Origin of the sequence: Marinobacter nauticus ATCC 49840, assembly GCF_000284615.1 — a bacterium.
In the GTDB taxonomy this organism is placed as follows: domain Bacteria; phylum Pseudomonadota; class Gammaproteobacteria; order Pseudomonadales; family Oleiphilaceae; genus Marinobacter; species Marinobacter nauticus.
In genome coordinates, this window is record NC_017067.1 from 366439 (window position 1) to 387304 (window position 20866).

18 protein-coding genes are annotated in these 20866 nt (G+C 57.4%); 10 read left to right on the forward strand and 8 right to left on the reverse strand.

What is annotated here, in order from left to right; genetic code table 11:
• Positions 1-37 precede the first annotated feature (37 nt).
• Together nfsA and MARHY_RS01610 are read right to left on the reverse strand one after the other, a co-directional pair.
• Positions 38-775 carry an oxygen-insensitive NADPH nitroreductase gene (gene nfsA, locus MARHY_RS01605; RefSeq protein WP_041654483.1) on the reverse strand — a complete coding sequence of 246 codons (738 nt, stop codon included), beginning with the start codon at positions 773-775 and terminating at the stop codon, positions 38-40.
• A gap of 163 nt (positions 776-938) precedes the next feature.
• On the reverse strand, positions 939-1988 hold the full coding sequence (locus MARHY_RS01610; RefSeq protein WP_014420293.1) for a cytochrome-c peroxidase: 1050 nt from the start codon (positions 1986-1988) through the stop codon (positions 939-941).
• A gap of 246 nt (positions 1989-2234) precedes the next feature.
• Here MARHY_RS01610 and MARHY_RS01620 point away from each other — a divergent pair, with 246 nt between their 5' ends.
• The gene (locus MARHY_RS01620; protein WP_041654485.1) at positions 2235-2780 is read left to right on the forward strand and encodes a rhodanese-like domain-containing protein; all 546 of its coding nucleotides are present in this window, start codon (positions 2235-2237) and stop codon (positions 2778-2780) included.
• 45 nt (positions 2781-2825) lie between these two features.
• Here the strand turns inward: MARHY_RS01620 and MARHY_RS01625 are convergent, their stop codons facing one another.
• Positions 2826-3791, reverse strand: a complete 966-nt coding sequence (locus tag MARHY_RS01625; RefSeq protein WP_014420295.1) for an SLAC1 anion channel family protein — start codon at positions 3789-3791, stop codon at positions 2826-2828.
• 84 nt (positions 3792-3875) lie between these two features.
• Complete coding sequence (locus MARHY_RS01630) at positions 3876-4337, reverse strand: DsrE family protein (RefSeq protein ID WP_014420296.1); 462 nt, start codon at positions 4335-4337, stop codon at positions 3876-3878.
• 197 nt (positions 4338-4534) lie between these two features.
• Here MARHY_RS01630 and MARHY_RS01635 point away from each other — a divergent pair, with 197 nt between their 5' ends.
• From MARHY_RS01635 to MARHY_RS01660, 6 genes are all read left to right on the forward strand, one after another.
• Positions 4535-6154: a tetrathionate reductase family octaheme c-type cytochrome gene (locus MARHY_RS01635; RefSeq protein WP_041654486.1), complete on the forward strand. Its 1620-nt coding sequence runs from the start codon at positions 4535-4537 to the stop codon at positions 6152-6154.
• A complete protein-coding gene (locus MARHY_RS01640) occupies positions 6151-6750 on the forward strand; it encodes a cytochrome b/b6 domain-containing protein (protein WP_014420298.1) in 600 nt (199 codons plus the stop codon). The genes MARHY_RS01635 and MARHY_RS01640 overlap by 4 nt, the downstream gene beginning before the upstream one ends.
• A 235-nt stretch (positions 6751-6985) precedes the next feature.
• Positions 6986-8251, forward strand: a complete 1266-nt coding sequence (locus tag MARHY_RS01645) for an NAD(P)/FAD-dependent oxidoreductase (RefSeq protein ID WP_041654487.1) — start codon at positions 6986-6988, stop codon at positions 8249-8251.
• Positions 8252-8474: 223 nt separating this feature from the next.
• The gene (locus MARHY_RS01650) at positions 8475-9341 is read left to right on the forward strand and encodes an MBL fold metallo-hydrolase (RefSeq protein ID WP_041654488.1); all 867 of its coding nucleotides are present in this window, start codon (positions 8475-8477) and stop codon (positions 9339-9341) included.
• Between the two features lie 14 nt (positions 9342-9355).
• Positions 9356-9808, forward strand: coding sequence for a protein tyrosine phosphatase family protein (locus MARHY_RS01655; protein WP_022993326.1), 453 nt, complete (start codon positions 9356-9358; stop codon positions 9806-9808).
• Positions 9805-10431, forward strand: a complete 627-nt coding sequence (locus MARHY_RS01660; protein ID WP_041654489.1) for a peroxiredoxin — start codon at positions 9805-9807, stop codon at positions 10429-10431. Before MARHY_RS01655 ends, MARHY_RS01660 begins: the two co-directional genes overlap by 4 nt.
• 40 nt (positions 10432-10471) lie before the next feature.
• Here the strand turns inward: MARHY_RS01660 and MARHY_RS01665 are convergent, their stop codons facing one another.
• Positions 10472-11467, reverse strand: a complete 996-nt coding sequence (locus tag MARHY_RS01665) for a lipid A deacylase LpxR family protein (protein WP_014420303.1) — start codon at positions 11465-11467, stop codon at positions 10472-10474.
• 25 nt (positions 11468-11492) lie between these two features.
• On the opposite strand from MARHY_RS01665, the gene MARHY_RS18435 reads away from it, so the two are divergent.
• The gene (locus MARHY_RS18435) at positions 11493-11690 is read left to right on the forward strand and encodes a fructosamine kinase family protein (protein ID WP_226374377.1); all 198 of its coding nucleotides are present in this window, start codon (positions 11493-11495) and stop codon (positions 11688-11690) included.
• A 28-nt stretch (positions 11691-11718) separates the two neighbouring features.
• On the opposite strand, the gene ovoA is transcribed toward MARHY_RS18435, so the two are convergent.
• Positions 11719-13869, reverse strand: a complete 2151-nt coding sequence (ovoA, locus tag MARHY_RS01675) for a 5-histidylcysteine sulfoxide synthase (protein WP_014420305.1) — start codon at positions 13867-13869, stop codon at positions 11719-11721.
• A 105-nt stretch (positions 13870-13974) separates the two neighbouring features.
• Complete coding sequence (locus tag MARHY_RS01680; protein WP_014420306.1) at positions 13975-14703, reverse strand: TrmH family RNA methyltransferase; 729 nt, start codon at positions 14701-14703, stop codon at positions 13975-13977.
• Positions 14704-14883: 180 nt separating this feature from the next.
• On the opposite strand from MARHY_RS01680, the gene rlmE reads away from it, so the two are divergent.
• Both rlmE and MARHY_RS01690 read left to right on the forward strand, forming a co-directional pair.
• Positions 14884-15507 (forward strand): 23S rRNA (uridine(2552)-2'-O)-methyltransferase RlmE, encoded by a 624-nt coding sequence (gene rlmE, locus MARHY_RS01685; protein ID WP_041654491.1) that lies wholly within the window; start codon positions 14884-14886, stop codon positions 15505-15507.
• Between the two features lie 406 nt (positions 15508-15913).
• Positions 15914-17467, forward strand: coding sequence for a methyl-accepting chemotaxis protein (locus MARHY_RS01690; protein WP_041654492.1), 1554 nt, complete (start codon positions 15914-15916; stop codon positions 17465-17467).
• A 243-nt stretch (positions 17468-17710) separates the two neighbouring features.
• Here MARHY_RS01690 and MARHY_RS01695 read toward each other — a convergent pair whose 3' ends face one another.
• Complete coding sequence (locus tag MARHY_RS01695; RefSeq protein ID WP_014420310.1) at positions 17711-20866, reverse strand: type I restriction endonuclease subunit R; 3156 nt, start codon at positions 20864-20866, stop codon at positions 17711-17713.

A 20866-nucleotide genomic window follows, 5' to 3' on the forward strand; every position in this document is an offset into this window, starting at 1 on the left:
TCGTATTTGCTGAGGCAAATACATCGAAAAAATCGATCTATTTGGTGCCGAAGCCGCGACCGTTGAGGAAAGCTTTTATGTGCGGGCGCAGTTTTGAGGTAAACAGCGGCTTCAGCTGTTCGGACCAGGTGGTGTCCTTGTTGCTGCTGCTTCTGGCCTGGTAATACTGATTCATGGTCTGGTCGAAACGGGTCACCAGTGCGGTGTCATCGACATCGGTGTAGGCGTCTTCTTTCAGAATCGCGGAAAGTGGCAGCCGGGGCTTAACTTCGGGGTTCTGATCGGGGTAGCCGAGACACATGCCAAATACCGGGTAGACATGTTCCGGCAGTTTCAGAATCTCGCTCACGTCCTGCGGGTTGTTACGAATACCTCCGATGTAACACAGTCCCAGCCCCTCGGATTCCGCAGCAATGGCGACATTCTGTGCCATCAGGGCTGTGTCGATGGTGGCAACCAGCAGTTGCTCGGTCATACCTCGTATCACCTCGGCACCGGCCCGCTCTGCGGCTTCGGTCGCGCGTTTCATATCGGCACAGAAGACCAGGAAGTCGGAACTGTCTGCCACGTAGGGTTGGCCGCCGGCCAGTTCGGCGATCTTACGGCGGTTCTCCGGGTTGACCACATGGATGATGGAATAGGCCTGAACGTGATTGGAGGTGGCGGCACTCTGGCCGGCACGAATCAGCTCTTCGAACAACTCCCGTGGGATTTGCTGGTCCTTGAACTTGCGGATAGAGCGGTGGGATTTCAGAAGTTCAATGGTCGGATTCATAGCCTCTAGCCTGTCTTTAAGAAAGAAAACAGACGATAGCTTGCTCATCAGCAACCGCACAAGCGGACAAAGGTGGGTAGTTGTCCTGATGGTATGACTTTCGCCAGACAAAAAAGGCGCGCCGGGGAGGCGCGCCTTGGAGGGTGAATGCAGAGCCCGTGCTTTACGGGATCATGTCCACCGGCTTGGGCGTATTGGCCGTGCTTGGTGGCAGTACCGGATAGGTTACTTCCGGAACATTGCCGGTCAGGGTCTTGAGGAAGGCGACGATGGATTTCACTTCGTCGTCGTTCAACTCGGTGCCCAGCTGGGCCGTACCCATCACCGCAACGGCTTCTTCCAGGCTCCAGACGGCGCCGGAGTGGAAATAGGGCGCGGTCAGCTCGATGTTACGCAGCGGAGAGGCGCGGAACACATACTCGTCAGACGCGGTTTCGGTGACAGAGAAGCGGCCTTTGTCGCCCTCTGGCAGGATCTCGGCACCAGGCTTGGCAACCAGCCCGAACGGATAGTAGTTCTGGCCGCCGAGGTTCACTCCACTGTGGCAGGCGGTACAACCGCGGTCCATGAACAGGGCCAGACCTTCTTTCTCACTCTCGTTCAGCGCGGAGGTGTCGCCGCGCAGGTACTTGTCGAAAGGTGCTTCCGGGGTGATCAGTGTCGCTTCATAGGCTTCAATGGCCACAGCCATGTTGTCGAAGGTAACCGGATTTTCCTGGCCCGGGAAGGCATCCTCAAAGCGCTCGATGTACTCCGGCATACTCTTCAGGGTAGCCACCACACGGTCTGGCGTACTGCTCATCTCGACACCCGCCTGTACCGGTCCTTTGGCCTGCTCGGCCAGGTCGGCGGCACGGCCGTCCCAGAACTGGGCCGCGTTAAACACGGCGTTGAACACCGTCGGCGAGTTCCGGGGGCCTTTCTGCCAGCCATGGCCGATCGAGGTGGGTAGCTCGTCATCGCCACCCAGTCCCACGTTGTGGCAGGTGTTGCAGCTGATCAGGTGGCTGGAGGACAGGCGCGGTTCAAAGAACAACATCTTGCCCAGTTCAACCTTGGCCTGTGTGAGTTCATTACCATCAATCACCGGTGGGTATTTGGGAATGGGCTCGAACATGCTGTTGGCACGTTCCATCAGGTTGTCCGCCATGGCGGAGCCTGCTGCCACGCCCAGGCTCAGGGTGAGTGCTTTTGCCAGTGGATGCTTGATCATGTCGCTTTCTCCTTTGAGAACAACTTGGTATCCATCTGGTTCCAACGTAACAGAGTGGCAGCGTGGTTCATCGCAAAAACGCGAGAGTTGGTTCTGAACTTGACGTTCATCAAGTTTGATTCCGGTCTGCAATTTCTGGATCTTTCTGCGGCATTTCGTCGCGCAGAAAAGCCGTGCTCCCCCGTTTTCATTTAGGTTATAAAGTTATACTCAGAAGAAATTTAAAAGTAGGCAGGAGTACGCGTTATGAAACCGATTGTTGTGTCTGTGCTTTTCTTTTTGACGGTTGCCATGTCAGCCCAAGCGGAAGAGGCACTGTCTGTGACTCCGGAGCAGACCTGGGACGCGGTTCAGGAGCAAGGTGACAATCTGCTGTTCATTGATGTCCGGGATCCGGTGGAAATCATGTTCATCGGCTTTACCGATGCGGTGGACCGAAACATTCCGTTCCAGCTGGTGGATCGTACCCGCTGGAACGATGAGAAAGGTGTCTTCGCCATGGATATCAACGAGGATTTTGTTGCCCAGGTTGATGCCGCGCTGAAGGAAAAGGGACTGACGCGGGATTCCCTGATCATCACCATGTGCCGCTCCGGTTCCGCCCGCGGCAAGCCCAGTGCTGATTACCTTCTGGAACGTGGCTTTACCAACGTGAAGTACATCGACAACGGCTTCCAGGGCAGTACTGTGAAGGACGGCGAAAAGAAAGGATTCCGTGTGCAAAACGGCTGGCAGAATTCCGGCCTGCCCTGGTCGACCAAGGCCAACCCCGAGAAAATCTATCGCCCGTGATGGCAATGACGCCTGCCTTTGTCGGGCGGGCGTCACTGTCCGGTTTCACTCCTCTACACAGATTTCCCACCGTCGCACCGCAACTGCGGTTCTGATCACCAGCCCGGTAATCAGCAGGCAAAGCACGACCAGCAAGATCAGCCCCAACCATTTCAGGAAGACCAGCCCCAGGCTTTGATGCATTAGCAGCGTGGCAATGGTGATTGCCGCCATGGGGAATGAATAGGCCCACCAGGACAGGGCGAACGGTACCTTGATGAAGCGGGACGCCTGGGTAAACAGCATCAGGGTAAGGAACAGTGCGCTGTAGTAGAGAATTCGCGCAAAGGCGTCCACCTCTCCTCCGTTCAGCTGTAACCAGGACACCATTCCGACGCCGGGTGGTGCTATCAGGATAAACAGCGTAGGCAGCAGCTTTCCCGGTAGCGGTTGATGGAAGAACATTCGGTTAAAAATGATGGTCAGCAGCACCAGCCAGAACACCAGCCCGATGCTGAAAAAGAACCAGGAGATTTCCACCGACGCGTGATGCACTCCGGCGATGGGCACCAGGATGTTGCCCACAATCGGGATGAACCAGGCCGGGTTCATATGGTTGATCTCGAAATGGGTGTGATGGATCCAGATCGACAGTACATACAGCGTGAAGCCGAAATGCAGCACAGTGCCGGCGGTCCAGACAATCTGTGACAAGCCCGGATAATGAGGCAGAAGGGCAATGCTGATCAGTATCAGGCCGATCGAAATGGTCGGAAAAAAGTTGAGTTTGACCGGATGGCTCAGTTCAGCTTTGACACTGGCGGGGTGTCTGGCCAGTTTTAACAGGTAGAGGCCCGCGAGCGTGGCGAACACGGCCACGGTCAATGCCAGAAGTGCAGGGCTTGGGTGAATGCTCCACCCGAGTATCGCCTCTGCCCGGTGCAGGGCAATGGTCAAACCGGCAAGCCCCATGACTGTGGCAAACCAGGAAACCGGGAAGTTCTGTAGCCGTGAAACGTCGCTATGCGCCATCGGATACCTCGTTGTTTGCTTGTAACCAAAAGCGCCAGCCCGATAGAGGCTGGCGCATGAAAAACACCGGAACTACGTCAGACCTCAGAAAGTGAAGGTGCGCATCTTGCGATCCAGCATCTGGCCGGCCATGGCCGGCGGGGTTGCAACGCCAACACCTTCAAGCAGATCGTCTTTGCTGTACTCGCTGTTGGGCAGATACAGCGCACAAACATTCACCGCACCACCGGCTTTCATAAGACCACGCAACATCTGCCCCGGAGTGACGTTTTTGGGAGCCAGGGGCTCGGCCTCATAGGCTTTCAGAGCCAGGTCACCGGCTTCGTCGCATAGAAGCACATTCACCTTGGCACCCTTCTGGGCCATGGTGTTGGACAGCACCATCGCCATACCCTGGGTTTGCAGGGAGTCGCTGGAGAGAATCACCAGAACCTCGTCCACGGTGTTTCCTCTATTGCCGTCTTTCGCTTTTTGATTCTCCGCCATTGAGGTCAGTGGGGCCGCGAACAACAGCGCCAGTACAAAGGTCTTGATGGCATTCGTCATGGGGTAACTCCTGAATTTTGATGGTTTACGTGCCAATCGTAGAACCAGGGCTATTGAGGCTTCAGTGACAATGTCACTGTTCTGCACGCCACAGAGCGATAGATTGATTTTGCTCAATGCTTTTACACGTCGCCGGGAAATCCCGCTCTGTGTAACTAGACTCAATTCAGATGCTCATCTGAGTGGATGGTGCCGATATGAACAACAAGAGAGCCCTGCGAATACTCTTTTCGCTCAAATGGTTGGTGCTCGTTGCCAGCCTGGGATTTGCCGCGAATGGGTCCGCCTCGATAGCGCCTGTAAACGGGAAATCGACCACCACGGCAGATCACAGCAAGTTCAAGGCATTGCAGGGCCCCTTTGACCGCGCGGAAGACGTGACTGCGGCCTGCCTGACCTGCCATACCGAGGCCGGTGAACAGATTCGCCAGACCACTCACTGGACCTGGCTCTACGAGCATGACGAAACCGGGCAGACCCTGGGCAAAAGCAAGGTCATCAATAGCTTTTGCGGGATGACCATTACCAACGAGCCCCGGTGTACGTCGTGCCATGTGGGTTATGGCTGGAACGATATGCGTGAGCCACCGCCGCAGGCCGAGAATGCGGTGGATTGCCTGGTGTGCCACGACACCACAGGCGAGTATTGGAAATTCCCGACGCTGGCGGGCCACCCCACCTATATTCCCCGGGAATGGCCCAAGGGCAGCGGCAAAATGGTCCAGCCGCCGGACCTGGAGCGCATTGCCCGGAATGTGGGCGCCAGTGGCCGGGCCAATTGCGGTAGCTGCCACTTCCATGGAGGCGGTGCCGACGGCGTGAAGCACGGTGATCTGGATACGTCTCTGATTAATCCACCAAAATCACTGGATGTGCACATGTCGCCGGAGGGCCTGAATTTCGGCTGTTCTGACTGCCACACCACCATGGGGCATGCGGTATCCGGCAGCCGGTACCAGGCCAATGCCCGGGATACCCTGGGCATTGATGTGCCGGGCCATACGGATTTTTCCCGGGCCAGTTGTGAGTCCTGCCATGGCCTTGCGCCCCACGACAAGCCAAAACTGAACGACCACGTAGACAAACTGGCCTGTCAGACTTGCCACATTCCGGCCTTTGCCCGGGGCGGGGTGCCCACCAAGACCTGGTGGGACTGGTCTACCGCCGGCCGACTGGATGAAAACGGACAGCCAATAAAAGAACTGGACGACCATGGCCACCCGAGCTACCTCAGTGAAAAAGGGGATTTCCGCCATGGTGAGAATGTGGTGCCGGAATACGCCTGGTTTGATGGCACGGTGCAATACACCCTGGCGGGGGATCCGCTGGATATCGAGAATCCGCCGGTGGCCATTAACCGGGTGGAAGGCCGCCCCGATGACGGCGAATCCCGCATCTGGCCGTTCAAGGTGATGCGTGGAAAGCAGCCGTTTGATACCGAGCGACGGACCTTGCTGGCCACCCATGTGTTCGGAGCCGATGACACTTCTCTGTGGAGCAATTTCAGCTGGGAGAAGGCCCTGCAAGCCGCCAGCGATCTGTCTGGCATGCCCTACAGTGGTGAGTTCAGCTTTATCGAAACCACCATGCACTGGCCGATCACCCACATGGTGGCGCCCGCTGACCAGGCGGTGAAGTGCGGTAGTTGCCACAAGGCTGAAAGCAGGCTGGCTGGGCTGGGTGGTATTTATATGCCAGGCCACAACGGTAGTGTCTGGCTGGACCGGATTGGCTGGTTGCTGGTGGCAGCCACCCTGTTTGGTGTTCTAGTGCACGCCATGGCAAGGATCGTGTTCAGAGCGAGGAAAGACCAATGAACCGGGTACTGATGTTCAAACGTTTTGAGCGCTTCTGGCACTGGAGTCAGGCGCTGCTGATTTTTGTCTTGCTGTTCACCGGCTTTGCCATTCATGGCAGCTACGACGTCATGCGCTTCAGTACCGCCGTGCAGGTACACACCATGGCAGCCTGGGCGTTGATTGTGCTGTGGGTATTTGCCATTTTCTGGCATTTCACCACCGGCGAGTGGCGCCAGTATATTCCCACCCGGGATGGCCTGTTTGCGGTTATGCATTATTATCTGGTGGGTACTTTTACCGGCGCCGCCCATCCCTACAAAAAGACCTCAAGGGCCAAGCACAACCCGCTGCAGCGTCTGGCCTACCTGTTCTTCAAACTGATAATTTCACCGATTATCTGGGCTTCTGGTCTGTTGTATCTGTTCTATAATGACTGGCCCGCAACGCTGGCCGGCGCGCTGCAGCTGGAAACGGTCGCGCTGGTTCACACCGGTGCCGCGTTCGCCATGCTGGTGTTTGTGATTGCCCACGTTTATATGGCCACCATGGGTAAAACCCTGACCAGTTATATCAAACCGATGATTACCGGTTATGAGGATCTGGACAGTCACTGAGCCGCAGTCAGGTAAACGCCTCTCGTTTGCCTGACCGCCCCCGGCCCGACAGCCATCCCGGCCGTGTAAAGGCCACTCCCACCGCTCAATATTCTCGCCTTGTGCGCTATGAACCGCGAAGGACCTTGTGCATCGCTATATTCCATATCGATATAACGATATATCTTAAATGGTGTTAGGATTTGACATACATCAAGATGAAATGCCGTGCGAACAAACACAAGAGGGTAGAGGCATGAACAGCAGAACAGAACCGGCGGGGGCAGACCGGCACCACACCATTGTTATCGTTGGTGGCGGCGCTGCCGGTATCTCGGTGGCGTCCAGCCTGCACAAACGGGACCGCCGTCTGGATATCGCCATCGTTGAACCATCTGCGACCCATCACTATCAACCAGGCTGGACCATGGTCGGTGGCGGCGTTTTTCAGCCGGAGGTTACCTCCCGGCCCATGTCACAGGTGATGCCGGGTTTTGTCTCCTGGTATCAGCAAGCGGTTTCGGGCGTAATGCCGGAGCAGAATCAGGTAAGGCTGGCGGACGGTTCGAGCATCTCCTATCAGGCACTGGTGCTGGCGCCGGGGCTGGAGCTGAACTGGTCTGCCATTGATGGCCTGGAATCCGCGCTTGGGGACAATGGTGTGACGTCCAACTACCGTCAAGGTATGGCGCAATACACCTGGCAAACGGTACAGGCCCTGAAAAAGGGAAGGGCCCTGTTCAGCCAGCCACCCATGCCTATCAAATGTGCCGGGGCACCGCAGAAAGCGATGTATCTGTCTTCCGACCATTGGCGCAGAAACGGAGTTCTTGGCCAACTCGATATTCAGTTTCATAATGCCGGAGCGGTTCTGTTCGGTGTGCCGGCTTATGTCCCGGCACTTCAGGAATACATTGATAAATACGGTATTCAGGTCAACTTTCAGAGCAATCTGGTAGCTGTTAACGGCCCCGCCCGGAAAGCCACGTTCAGGCTTACGGACGCTGAAGGTAACAGCCAGGATCGGGAACTGGATTTCGATATGTTGCACGCGGTGCCGCCCCAGCGGGCGCCCGGTTTCATCCGCGAGTCCGTTCTGGCCAATGACGGTGGCTGGTTGAATCTGGCGGACGATACGCTCCAACACAAAACCTTTGCCAATATATTCGGACTTGGCGACGTGAGCGGCACCGGTAATGCCAAAACCGCCGCAGCCGTTCGAAAGCAGGCGCCGGTCGTGGCGGAAAACCTCATTGCAAGTTTACGGAATCAGCCCCTGCCTGCGGCTTACCTCGGGTACGGTTCCTGCCCGTTGACGGTAGAGAACGGCCGCATCGTGCTGGCCGAATTTGGCTATAACGGTGTGCTTCAGCCCAGTTTCCCGCAGTGGGTAAACGATGGCACCAAAGCCACCCGCGCTGCCTGGTGGCTCAAGGCCAAGCAACTGCCCACCTTATACTGGCACGGTATGCTCAAAGGTCGGGAGTGGCTGGCCGGCCCTGCCGTCCGCGAGCATCACTGAAACAACGTTCAGAAAAACGGCGCCCGGACAGGGCGCCCCCTCCTGTGATTTAGTCCTCCGGTCCTTCATCCATAGCGAATTAATTAAAGCTTCTGATATGTGATTTACCGGAGCTATCGCCTATATCAAATTTTATATGCGTTAATGGTATATGGTTATATCTAAAAGTATGGTCTACTGAGGGTGTGAGTTAACGATACCCATGCCCGAGGAGGACACGACGATGCAAACGCCATCAGTCACTCACTTCTTCGACGAAGCGACCAACACCTTCAGCTACGTCGTTCAGGATCCTGACAGCCAGGCCTGTGCCATCATCGACTCGGTACTGGATTTTGATTATGCCGCCGGCAGGATCGACGTGCGTTCCGCCGATCAGATCATCTCGTTTATTCGGGACAACAATCTTCAGGTGGAGTGGATTCTCGAAACCCACGTACATGCCGACCACCTCTCCGCTGCGCCCTACTTGCACGAACACCTGGGTGGCAAGACCGGCATAGGCGCGAAGATTGTGGATGTTCAGGAAATCTTCGGAAAAGCCTTCAACGCCGGCACCGAATTTGCCCGGGACGGTAGCCAGTTTGACCAGTTGTTTGAGGAGGGCGACACCTTCCGGGTTGGCAACCTGGAGGGGCAGGTCCTTCACACGCCTGGTCACACGCCGGCATGCCTGACCTACGTTATCGGTGATGCGGCCTTTGTTGGCGACACCCTGTTCGCGCCGGATTCCGGTACCGCCCGCTGCGATTTCCCCGGCGGTGACGCCCAGACCCTGTACCAGTCTGTGCAGAAGGTACTGGCTCTGCCCGGCGAGACGCGGATCTTCCTGTGCCACGACTACAAGGCGCCGGGGCGGGATGAATACCAGCATGAAACCACGGTAGCCGAACAGCGCGAACGTAACATCCATGTTCGCGAGGGCATGAACGAATCCGAATTTGTGCGGATGCGAACCGAGCGCGATGCCACGCTCGCCATGCCGAGGCTGATCGTACCGTCGGTGCAGGTGAACATGCGTGCCGGGGCCATGCCGCCGGCGGAAGACAACGGACAGGTTTACCTGAAAGTCCCGGTATACGGCTTCTGAGCTGGAGATTAACGATGAAGATTCATTTTCTGGAACCAGGATTCGCCGTGGCAGATGCGGTCGCTCCTGAGGACTTTGAGGACATTCGCCGCCAGGGCTTCCGAACCGTGATCTGTAATCGCCGAGCGGGCGAGGACGGCTACGAGGGTGAAGAAGCTTTCCGGGAAGCAGCCGCCAGCCAGGGCCTGCAGTGGTTCTGCGTGCCGGTCGCCTCCGGTGAATACACCGAACAGGATGTGGATGCCTTTGCACAGGCACTTGATGCGGCCCCTGCGCCCATTCTCGGATTCTGCCGCACAGGCCGTCGGGCGGTGCACATGTGGGCCCAGTCCCGGGCCCGGAACCCGCAATGCAATATCCCGATGTTGCTCAAAGCGGCCCATGACGCAGGCCATGAAACCCAACCGATTGAAGCTTTGTTAACCAATGCCACAAACGTGGAAACCCCGACAGGAGAAATGAAATGACGATTCGTCTTGGACAAATTGCCCCTGATTTCAGCGTAGACACCACCAAAGGCCCCATGAGCTTTCACGAGTGGGCCGGCGATTCCTGGGTGTTTTTCTTCAGCCACCCGGCTGACTTCACCCCGGTATGCACCACAGAAATGGGCCGCACGGCACAGCTGGCGCAGGAGTTTGCTGCCCGCAATGTGAAGCCACTCGGTTTGTCGACTGACTCGGTCGAAGAACATCTGAAGTGGATTGATGATGTAAACGACACTCAGAGTTGTGATCTGCAGTTCCCGATCGTTGCCGATGAGGACCACAAGATCGCTCAGCTGTATGAAATGATCCACCCGGGTGAGAGCGAAACCGCCGCTGTGCGCAGTGTGTTCATTATCGATCCCGACAAGAAAGTACGTCTGACCATGACCTACCCGATGGCGGTGGGCCGTAACTTCGACGAGATCCTGCGTGCCATTGATGCGCTGCAGACGGCCGATGCCAATAGCTGTGCATTGCCGGCGGACTGGAAGAAAGGTGGCGAGGTGATCATTCCGCCGTCCATCTCCAACGAGAAGGCGAAGGAGATGTTCCCGCAGGGCTGGAACGAATTGCGTCCTTACCTGCGCCTGACCAGAATCTGATTTCTGGTACTGACAAAAGCGCCCCGACAGGGGCGCTTCCTCATAACACCCAGCTAAAAGACAGCGTGCCAAAGCTGAAGTTATCCTGGTTACGCTGTTCTTCCCCCGTCGTGGCCCGCAAAATCAGCGCCGCTTGCAGGTTGTCCCACTGCCAGGTGCCGCCCAGGCCTATCTGGCCGAGCAGGGGGCCTTCACTGAACCGGTAGGGCCCGGAATTGTCCTCCAGATAGGAATAGGCAATGTATTCCGCCCCCAGGCCTATGAATACTGACCAGGCGCTTTTCGCGCCACTGAAAGATCCGGGTAGCGCGATGGCCGAGGAGCTGCCGGCGTAATCCGGTATAAAATTGGCCGGAAGGTTTCTGCCCATCCGCCAGATCATGCCAACGGTCGCGGAGGTTCGAAAACTGGACAGCAGGCCGGAGCCTACCGCTGAAAACTGTTGTTCAAGGTCGCCGCGTTGCCCCGCTTGCAACAGTTTGCGCCCGTGGGCCGCCTGAAATCCGCCAACCACGTCGGTCCCTAGCTGGTTGTCCCATCCTTTGGGGCGTTCGCTCCCGGTGATTTTGTGTACCCATTTCTGGCTGGCTTCGGCGCCGCTTTCAGGACCAACCACGCCAATGTGAGCGCCGTACCCCGTAATACTGTCAGCACTCCAGCTCCAGAGGGTGCTGCTCAGGGAGAGATGACCGGCGTAGGGGATATCATTGAATTGAGGCTCTTCCTGGCTAATGTCTGCCGGTGTCACCATGAGTTGACGCAGACTGACAGTCATTGCATGGTTGTTGGCGGCGTCGCCGACGCCGGGCAGAAATGACAGACTATCTCTGCCTGCCCTTGCAAGTCGGGCTGAGCCTCCGCTGGAGTCTTCGGCTGTGTTGGTAAGGTAAGACAGGCGCACGCCATTGGTGTAGCCCCGGTCGCTACCAGTGAATAGATCGTTGTCCCAGGCAAGGTTGAACTGTTCCGCATTGGCGGAAGCGGGGGCTAGCACGAGTAAGAGGCTAACGCGGGCAAAAAGAGCTCGGATGGGCACTGGGAATGGACTCCGTGAGGGTAGGATGCAAAGTATCTTAGCAGAACCCTGCTACGGTTTTATGGCGCAAACAGATCCATACCCGCGCACTGAGGTTTACGCCACCAAGCGAGAAATCTATAACCTGTACCACTACCTCAACCACTACAACCTGTTCGGTGGTGGGTATCTGGGTGGTTGCGAGCGTGGCCTGTCGGCCTTGGCGGCGCTACCAGCCTCGTAAGCAGAAGCTGGTAACGCCGGCATCACACTCAGCTCCTGGCGGGTTTGCGTTCCCACACGGTCACTTCAGACAGCGTGTGCTGGAACTTGTGCTCGGTCTCGCGGATCACGAAGGGCACTTTCCGGGGCTCGCCTACCATCCTGAAGTGCTCTCCCAGGCACTCTCGAATGCCGTCTAGCGTTCGGTGATTTTCGCCATCCTTCTTGAAACCGCCAAGCCATTCCTCTTTCGGGGTGTGTTCTTCAAGCCAGGTATACGGGGAGGCAATAATCAGCAGCCCGCCTTCGTTAATGCGATCGTGGATGCACTCCAGGAAACGACGTGGCCGGTACAGGCGGTCGATCAGATTGGCGGCCAATACCAGGTCATAACCGGAATACTGAGGCTTCAGGTTGCAGGCATCGCCCTGATAGAACGCCACCTTGGCGGCGGTATCTTCGAGATCCAGTTCTTTCAGGGTGCGGGTATGGTAGCTGACCAGTTCGCCTTCTTCGGCCAGTGAATACCGGATAGCGCCCTGCTCGGCCATCTCCACCCCCAGACGTATGAAGTTGGCGGAGAAATCGACACCTTCAACCTCGTCAAACTGGCGCGCCAGCTCAAAACTTGCCCGGCCGCAGGCACAACCCAGATCCAGCGCTTTCCCGGTCTTTTTACCGGCCATAGCCTCCAGGGCCAGTTCGGCCATGGTTTTCGGGAAATTGGCGACACCAAACCAGCTGTCGCCGTAGTGGAACTCGGCGTATTCAGTGAGTAGCCGGTCGCTCTCGTAATAGGCGTTGGGTTGAACCGCCTCGGCCTCGGAGGTGATGTAGCGGAAGCCTGCATGCTGGAAGAAATGCCGACGGAAGGCATAACGGGAGGCCAGCCTTGCTTCGTTGCCGCAGGAAATCCAGGAGCCGCCTTTGATCAGATTGTGCTGGCCGTCGAACGTGGGTGTGGTGAAGTCGTCGTACAGTGGATGCACCTTGAAGTTGTCGAACGGATAGGTGGGGGTTTCGGTCCACTGCCAGACGTTGCCAACCACATCGAACCACTGGCCGTGGCGAAAGCGCGTTACCGGACACGACGAGGCACCATGGTCCAGGTGGAGGTTGGCGTTGGCCGGGGATTCTCCCACTTCCCGGACGCCGGATTCGTCACAGAGGCGATACCACTCGTCTTCCGTGGGCAGGCGGATGGGTTTGCCGGTTTGCTCACGTTTCCACTCACAGAACGCCTTGGCCTCGTGATAGTTGACCTCGACCGGCCAGTCCCAGGGCATCTCGACCTCTTCGGTCATCAGGCGCAGCTGCCAGCCATTTTGCCAGCGCCAGAATGTGGGGTGTTTGGCTTCGGCAAAGGTTCGCCAGGCCAGGCCCTCCTCGCTCCAGTATTCGTCCTGCTGATAGCCGCCGGCCTCGACAAATTCCAGGAACTCCTGATTGCTTACCAGGTACTGGCTGGCCTTGAACTCGGCGACATCGGCCTGGTGCTCCCCGTACTCATTGTCCCAGCCGTAAAAGGCATCGTCGTAGGGCTTGCCAATGTGCACTTTGCCAGCGGGAACGGTGAGCAACTCGTTTTCCGGTGCCTCGCCGGTTTCCCGGATGGGCGCCCATTCCGGTTGCGGTTGAACGCGTTCCAGCGCGTGCTGGCGGATGAGCACTGAAGAAGTCTCAAGGTGAATACGCTCATGTTCGATGCCCATCACGATGGGCCACCAGTTACTGTCCCAGTCAATTGGCAGCGAGAGTGGCATGGTTTCGATCAACTCCAGCACGGTCTGGCGCACCTGTGCCCGGTAGTCCAGCACTTCCTGGACAGCGGGCCAGTCGTAGTGATCGTCGTTCAGGTCGTCCCAGCTCATTTCATCCACACCCACCGCGAAGATGGATTCCATGTTGGGGTTGATGCGTTCTTTCAGGATTTTGGCCAGCACCAGCTTGTTCACAAAGAAGGTGGCGGTATGGCCGAGGTAAAAGATCAGCGGATGCCGGAGCGGGATAGATTTCTGGTAATAGCCGGAGTCATCAGCCAGGCAATCGAACAGGCGCGTGTAGGTGTCGAAGGTGTCTGTGAAATAACGCGCGATTTCCTGGCGTTTGGTGTCAGGGGCTCCCTCGGCCAGATTGGGCGTGCGGGTTAAACCGATGGCATGTTGGCGTTCGAGAGTTGCAGTCGGGTTGGAGAACTCCATGGCTGAACCGATCCTTCCAGTGAATGATGTCCTACAGGATTACGTTCAACCATAGGTAACCGGTTCAGCGACTGGCAAGTAAAGAACGGAAATAATCCGCAGGACTCAGGCGCGGTTCAGCTCGTAAACCGCCATGTTGACAGCGGATGCCAGGTTCAGAGACTCAATAGCGGCCGCGCCGGGGATCGTAAAGGCGCGGGCGCCAAGCTCGGTCAGGGCTTGCTTCGGCACGCCGCGGGCCTCATTGCCAAACAGGTAGCAATCCTGGGCCTGGAACTCGGGCGTGGTAATGGCGTCGCCGCCGATGTCCAGGCAGGCGATGCGGGCGTATCGTTGCCCCAGCGTGTCCAGGGCAACCTCGGTCTCCAGCGGTACATGGAATATGGCGCCCATGCTGGCGCGCACCACTTTCGGATTGAACGGATCCACGCTGCCGGGGCTAAGGAGGCACCGGAAGCCACCGAACCACGCCAGCGTGCGCAGGATGGTGCCCAGATTGCCGGGATCCTGCACCTCGTGAAGGTAAAGCGCTTTCTCTTTAGGGACGGCCTCTTCGCTGGCATTTGGTGGCAGTGGCACCACCGCCAGGATGCCCTGAGGCGTTCTGGTATCGGAAAGCTGGGCCATCTGCCGGTCGCTGATGACGTGCTTGGGCCAGGGGCTGGGCCAGTGCTCGTAGGCGCTGGTTACGTACAGTTGGGCGTTGCGCCAGTGGGGCACCTGCTTCGCCGCTTTTTCCAGCTCCAGTACCAGATGCTCGCCTTCCACTAGAAACTGTCCGAACGACTGGCGGTATTTCTTTTGATGCAGCTTTTTGATGTCGTCCAGTTTCACGATCTGCTTTCCATGGTGCCTGGCACGGCCGAGGCCGGGCGATGATGGTTTGAATGAGGCATGTGATCAGGTGCTATTGTACGGGGGCATGGCTGGCTTGTCAGGAAGTGGCTGGTTTTTGCGGCGCCACTGGCGGCGGCGTACAATGCCGTTTTTCCCGCAGTGAACAGAAGGCAGGCGATGGCACGCTCGAAAAGCAGTAACCGGTGGCTCGAAGAGCACGTAAACGACCCCTTTGTAAAACAGGCGCAACAGGATGGCTATCGTTCCCGTGCCAGTTACAAACTGCTGGAAATCAATAACAAGGATCGGCTGATCAAGCCCACGGACCTGGTCGTCGACCTGGGCTCGGCCCCGGGTGGCTGGTCTCAGGTGGCGGCGAAACTGGTGGGCCACAAGGGCCGTGTGGTGGCGTCTGACATTTTGCCGATGGATCCGATTGCCGGCGTCGAATTCATCCAGGGCGACTTCACCGAACAGGAGGTCTTCGACCAGATCATGGCGATACTGGACGGGGCCCGTGCCGACGCCGTGATCTCGGATATGGCCCCCAACATCAGTGGCGTAAACGCCGCAGACCAGGCAGCCTCCATGTATCTGGTGGAACTGGCCCTGGATATGGCCTGCCAGGTGCTTAAACCCAAAGGCAGTTTTGTTGCCAAGGTGTTCCATGGTGAAGGCTATGATGAGTATGTGAAAACCGTGCGCGAGTCCTTCGATAAGGTGGTGATTCGCAAGCCGGATTCGTCCCGGGCCAGGTCCCGGGAGGTGTATCTGGTGGCCAAGGGTTTCCGCGTAGCCTGATTTTAAGGTCGAACTGCGACGCTCTGCGGCCAAACTGCTTTTTTGGTGCGAGTGGCTACATATTTTTTGCTGCTGTCGCGCAGAAATTCCGAAATCGTCTATTCTTTAACCTGTGAGGAAAGGGACTGTTCTCGCAGGCTGCCTGATATTGCCACCTCCCTGAATATCCTTTTCTTTGAAACCACACCACGATCAAAAGGTATGGAGCGCCTGAGAGAGGCCTCTGGATTTGCTTGTTAGTCTGAATCACAAACAAATTCTTTCTTATTTGTGATTTGGCGTTAACGCTCAACGCCCTCTGGGGCTTGTGGCTGTTCGTTACAAAACAAACTGGTACTGGGCAACGGGACAGCGATAATCGCCGCCCCACCGACAACAACCGTCCAGGCTGAAAAGGACGAACCTCGTGCGAAAGAATCTACCCATAACCGGGAACGAAAGAACGTTTCCGGAATCGCAAAAACTGATTTCCTCAACGGATTTGCGGGGAAAGATCTTGCACTGTAACGACGCTTTCGTGGCGGTCAGCGGTTTTTCCCGGGATGAGTTGATTGGTCAACCGCACAATATCGTTCGTCATCCGGATATGCCTCCGAAAGCCTATGAGAACATGTGGTCTCACCTCAAGGCCGGCCGACCGTGGATGGGCCTGGTGAAAAACCGCTGCAAGAACGGCGACTTCTATTGGGTCAGCGCCTACGTCACACCGGTGACCGCAAATGGCGAGGTTGTCGGTTATGAATCCGTTCGCTCTTGCCCGGGCCGGGAGGATGTGGCCAGGGCCGAGAAACTCTACAAGTCGATTCGGGAAGGGAAAACCGGGATCCCGTTCTGGCAGCGGGTGGCGCCGAGCACCTGGTGCCTTTTTGGATTGTTGATGGCAGCCGGAGGATTATTCCTCTCAGGCCAACAAGTGTTGTCAGAGCTTTTGCTGTCGGTGGGTGTGCTCGCCTATGCGATCTGGATGAATATAGCTAGGCACCGGTTGATTCAGTCGGTTACCGATATGATGGGTAATACCTTTACTGACAACCTGGCAGCGCGAAGCTACACCGATGATGACCTGCAGTTGGGGCGCATCAAAGTGGCGGTCAGAGCGCAACAAGCCCACCTTGACGCCGTGTTGACCCGGATTGAAGATTCTGCCGCCGGCGTAAAGACTGCCGCAGTCAGAGGTCTGGAATACTCCTCTCAGGCCCAGGACACCATGCGGAAACAGCAGGCCGAGACCGAGCAGGTGGCTGCTGCAGTTCATGAAATGTCGCAGACCATCGGCGAAGTCTCCGAAAACGTGCAGCGAACCGCCGACAAAGCCGATGGGGCCAGGGTATTGGCGGAACAGGGCAGCCAGGTTATCGCCTCGACCAGGCAGTCTATTGAAGAACTGAAAACCACCGTTCATGGCATCAGTCGCTCCGTCGGTGAGTTGGCGACGGAGAGTGAAAAGATTGCAGACGTGGCGAAGATCATTGAAGACATCGCCGAGCAGACCAACCTGCTGGCTCTGAACGCCGCGATTGAAGCTGCCAGAGCCGGGGAACACGGGCGTGGCTTCGCGGTGGTGGCAGATGAGGTCCGGAACCTGGCCCAGCGTACCCAGGATTCCACTCGGGAGATTCACGGGATCATCGACAAGCTTCTCTCAAGGTCGTCCGAATCGGTGAGGGTCGCCGAACAGGGTAATCTGGCTTCAGACAGTGGGCTGGACCGTATGCTGGATGCGGAAAAGACCCTGAACCAGATTGCGGACTCAGTGAATACCATTGCAGAAATGGCGATTCAGATGGCCACCGCTGTGGAGGAACAGGCGCAGGTTTCCGATCAGATTAACGAGCAGGTCGAGAGCATTTCCTCGCTCGCATCGGTGAATTTTGAGAAAGGGGCGCAGTCGGCCGCCAGTGTCGAGAAGATGGAGAAAATTGCGGCTCAGTTGCATGAGCTGGTGGTGCGGTTCAAATAAGCTAGATTCGCCGCTTTTGAAAACGCTCGAAACACTTTGGGCAAAGACAAACAAAAAAGGCCTGCGTTCTCACGCAAGCCTTTGGAAATAATGGCGTGCCGATGGGATTTGAATCTGTGGCCCTCTTCCAAAGAGCAATCTTGCCCCCCCCCCCTTTTTTAGTACTGAGTCTTATGCGCGTAACCTAATGCTTGGGCACAGTGATGCCCGGTTTAGCGGGGGCAACTACCGCACCGTAATTCCTTACTTCGTCCAGTGGTTAGACAGGGCTTCCGCCTGCTCCATAATCAACTCAATCGCCGCTGGCGCCTTATCCGGCGGGTACTTGTACCGCTGTAACGTCCGCCGCACCAGAATCCGCAGCTTGGCCCGCACGCTCTCCCGCACCTGCCAGTCCACGGTGGTGGATTTGCGCAGCTTGTCGGTGATCTCCACGGCGATCTTTTTAAGGGTTTCGTCGCCCAGCTCCCGCACGGCGCTTTCGTTGCTGGCCAGGGCATCGTAGAAGGCTACTTCGTCCGGGTTCAGGCCGAGGGCGGCGTCACGCTCCAGTTCGGCCTGGAACTGCTTGGCCATGGCGATCAGCTCTTCGATCACCTGCGCCGTTTCGATGCCCCGATTGTTGTACTTGCTCAGCGTTTCCTGCAGGCGGTCGGCGTATTTCTTCTCCTGCACTACGTTGTTGCGGGTTTTGGCCTTGATGTCGTCTTTGAGCAGCTTTTCCAGCAGCTCCACCGCGAAGTTCTTGTAGGGCATTTGCCGAACGTCTTCCAGGAACTCGTCAGAGAGCAGGCCGATGTTGGGCTTGTCCAGGCCGCACAGGGCGAAGACATCGGTAACCCCTTCGGCGATGAGAGCGTTGTTCAGGATCTGCCGCAGCGCCGTGTTCTTCTCTTCCTCAGTCAGCTTCTTGTCCACGCTGGTGAACTTGGTGATGGCAGTTTTCACCTGAGACAGGAACGCCACTTCTTTCTGCAGCGCCTGGGCCTCGTCCAGGGTGGCACACAGCGAGAACGCCTTGTTCATGGCCAGCACCGTATCCAGGAAGCGCTTCTTGCCGTCTTCCAGGCTGAGCACGTAGTTGGCGGTGGGCACCAGGAACTTGTGGGGCTCGGTTTCAAATCCGCTATAGCTGAAACCCTCGCCTTTGGGCCCGGGCGCAAACATGCCGTGGATAATATCCAGCTTCTCCAGCAGGATGGCGTAGGCTTCTTCGGCGCTGTGGGTGGGAGTGCCCTTGCCCTTGGCATCGGTGTAGGTTTTCAGCGCCTGTTTCAGCTCGTTGGCGATGCCGATGTAATCCACCACCAGCCCGCCGGGCTTGTCCTTGAACACGCGGTTCACCCGGGCAATGGCCTGCATCAGGTTGTGGCCCTTCATGGGCTTATCCACGTACATGGTGTGACAGCAAGGCGCATCGAAACCGGTCAGCCACATATCCCGCACGATCACCAGCTTGAGCGGATCGTTGATATCTTTGAAGCGCTTCTCGAACCGCTTCTTGGTCTGTTTGTTATGGATGTGCGGCTGCAGCAGGGGGCGGTCAGAGGCGGAGCCGGTCATCACAATCTTGATGGCGCCTTTCTCCGGATCGTCGTCGTGCCACTCAGGACGCAGGGCGGCAATCTCGTTATAGAGGTGAACCGCAATCTCCCGGCTCATGGCCACAATCATGGCCTTGCCGTCGATGGTGCTGGAGCGGGTTTCAAAGTGGTTCACCAGGTCTTCCGCCACCTGCTTCAGGCGCGGGCCGGCACCGACCAGCTTTTCCAGCCGGCTCCACTCGCCCTTCGTTTTCTCGCGGCTGCCAACGTCTTCGTCGTCTTCAACCACTTCCTCCACCTGCTCGGACAGCTCTTCGATCTGCTCGCGGTTGATGTCCAGCTTGGCCAGGCGGGATTCGTAGAAGATGGGCACGGTCGCGCCATCGTCCACGGCATCCTGGATGTCGTAGATGGACACGTAATCGCCGAACACGGCCCGGGTGTCTTTGTCTTCGCTCTCGATGGGGGTGCCGGTAAAGCCGATGAACGAGGCATTGGGCAGGGCATCGCGCATGTGGCGGGCGTAGCCAAACTTGTAGGTGCCGTCTTTCTTAAGGGTGGCTTTCAGGCCGTACTGGCTGCGGTGGGCTTCGTCTGAGATCACCACGATGTTGTGGCGGTCGTTCAGAACCGGGTGGCCAGATTCATCGTTCAGCAGGGCGAACTTCTGTACCGTGGTGAAGATGATGCCGCCGGATTCCCGCTCAGACAGCAGGCGCCGTAGCGTATCCCGGTCGTCGGCCTGCACCGGTTCCTGCTTCAACAGTTCCCGGGCGGCGCTGAAGGTGGCGAACAACTGGCCGTCCAGATCGTTGCGGTCGGTGACCACAATCAGCGTGGGGTTGTTCATCTCCGGCTGTTGCAGCAGCTTGCCGGCGTAGCAGCACATGGAAATGCTCTTGCCGGAACCCTGCGTATGCCACACCACCCCGGCTTTCTTGCTGCCGGGTAGAACCTCGTCGCCGTAGGTGGCGCGCTTCTCGCTGATACCGGGGCCGCTTATATCCTGCGCGGCAATCACAGTGGCCTTCACCGCCTCACGCACCGCATGGAACTGGTGATAACCGGCAATCTTCTTGATCAGCTTGTCGGAATCCGTCTCGAAGATCACAAAGTAACGGAGGTAATCTAGAAATAGCTCCCGGTCGAAGAAGCCCCGCACCATAGTTTCCAACTGCCACTCTAACAGCGGCTTGTCGTCCTCATGTTTGAGGGTGCGCCAGGGCATGTAGCGCTCTTGGGTGGCGGTGAGGGAGCCTACCCGAGCCAGATAGCCGTCGCTGATGATGGCCGCTTCGTTGTAGGCGAACAGATCGGAGCATTCGTCTTTGTAGGTTTGGATCTGGTTGTAGGCATTCCAGATGTTCACATTCTCGGCGCCGGGGCTCTTCAGCTCCAGCACCGCCAGCGGTAGCCCGTTGATAAAGCAGATCACGTCCGGCCGGCGCAGCTGCTTGGAACCTTCGATGGTGAACTGGTTGATGGCCCGGAAACGGTTGGCGGCGAGATCACCGAAGTCCACCAGAAAGGCCTGGTCGTGAACCACCTTGTCGTCGCGCTTGTACTCAACCGGCACACCATCCAGCAGCAGGCGGTGAAAGGCCCGGTTGCTGATCACCACATCCAGGCTTTCGGGTTTGCGCACCACAGCTACGGCTTGTTCGACGGCGCTTTGGGGCAGGTGAGGGTTGATGCGCGTTATCGCAGCCTCAAGATCCGCCAGCAACAATACCTGCCGGTAATCGGCCCGTCCCGGGGCTTCACCATCCGGCGCCAGGTCGGGCCCGTGGGCGATCTCCCAGCCACCTTCGGCAAACCATTCCAGGCATTGTTGTTCCAGCTGATCTTCCGTCAT

Coding starts and splice junctions, on each gene's coding strand:
- nfsA (WP_041654483.1), bottom strand. CDS start 775: ATGAATCCGACCATTGAACTTCTGAAATCCCACCGCTCTATCCGCAAG.
- MARHY_RS01610 (WP_014420293.1), bottom strand. CDS start 1,988: ATGATCAAGCATCCACTGGCAAAAGCACTCACCCTGAGCCTGGGCGTG.
- MARHY_RS01620 (WP_041654485.1), top strand. CDS start 2,235: ATGAAACCGATTGTTGTGTCTGTGCTTTTCTTTTTGACGGTTGCCATG.
- MARHY_RS01625 (WP_014420295.1), bottom strand. CDS start 3,791: ATGGCGCATAGCGACGTTTCACGGCTACAGAACTTCCCGGTTTCCTGG.
- MARHY_RS01630 (WP_014420296.1), bottom strand. CDS start 4,337: ATGACGAATGCCATCAAGACCTTTGTACTGGCGCTGTTGTTCGCGGCC.
- MARHY_RS01635 (WP_041654486.1), top strand. CDS start 4,535: ATGAACAACAAGAGAGCCCTGCGAATACTCTTTTCGCTCAAATGGTTG.
- MARHY_RS01640 (WP_014420298.1), top strand. CDS start 6,151: ATGAACCGGGTACTGATGTTCAAACGTTTTGAGCGCTTCTGGCACTGG.
- MARHY_RS01645 (WP_041654487.1), top strand. CDS start 6,986: ATGAACAGCAGAACAGAACCGGCGGGGGCAGACCGGCACCACACCATT.
- MARHY_RS01650 (WP_041654488.1), top strand. CDS start 8,475: ATGCAAACGCCATCAGTCACTCACTTCTTCGACGAAGCGACCAACACC.
- MARHY_RS01655 (WP_022993326.1), top strand. CDS start 9,356: ATGAAGATTCATTTTCTGGAACCAGGATTCGCCGTGGCAGATGCGGTC.
- MARHY_RS01660 (WP_041654489.1), top strand. CDS start 9,805: ATGACGATTCGTCTTGGACAAATTGCCCCTGATTTCAGCGTAGACACC.
- MARHY_RS18435 (WP_226374377.1), top strand. CDS start 11,493: ATGCAAAGTATCTTAGCAGAACCCTGCTACGGTTTTATGGCGCAAACA.
- ovoA (WP_014420305.1), bottom strand. CDS start 13,869: ATGGAGTTCTCCAACCCGACTGCAACTCTCGAACGCCAACATGCCATC.
- rlmE (WP_041654491.1), top strand. CDS start 14,884: ATGGCACGCTCGAAAAGCAGTAACCGGTGGCTCGAAGAGCACGTAAAC.
- MARHY_RS01695 (WP_014420310.1), bottom strand. CDS start 20,866: ATGACGGAAGATCAGCTGGAACAACAATGCCTGGAATGGTTTGCCGAA.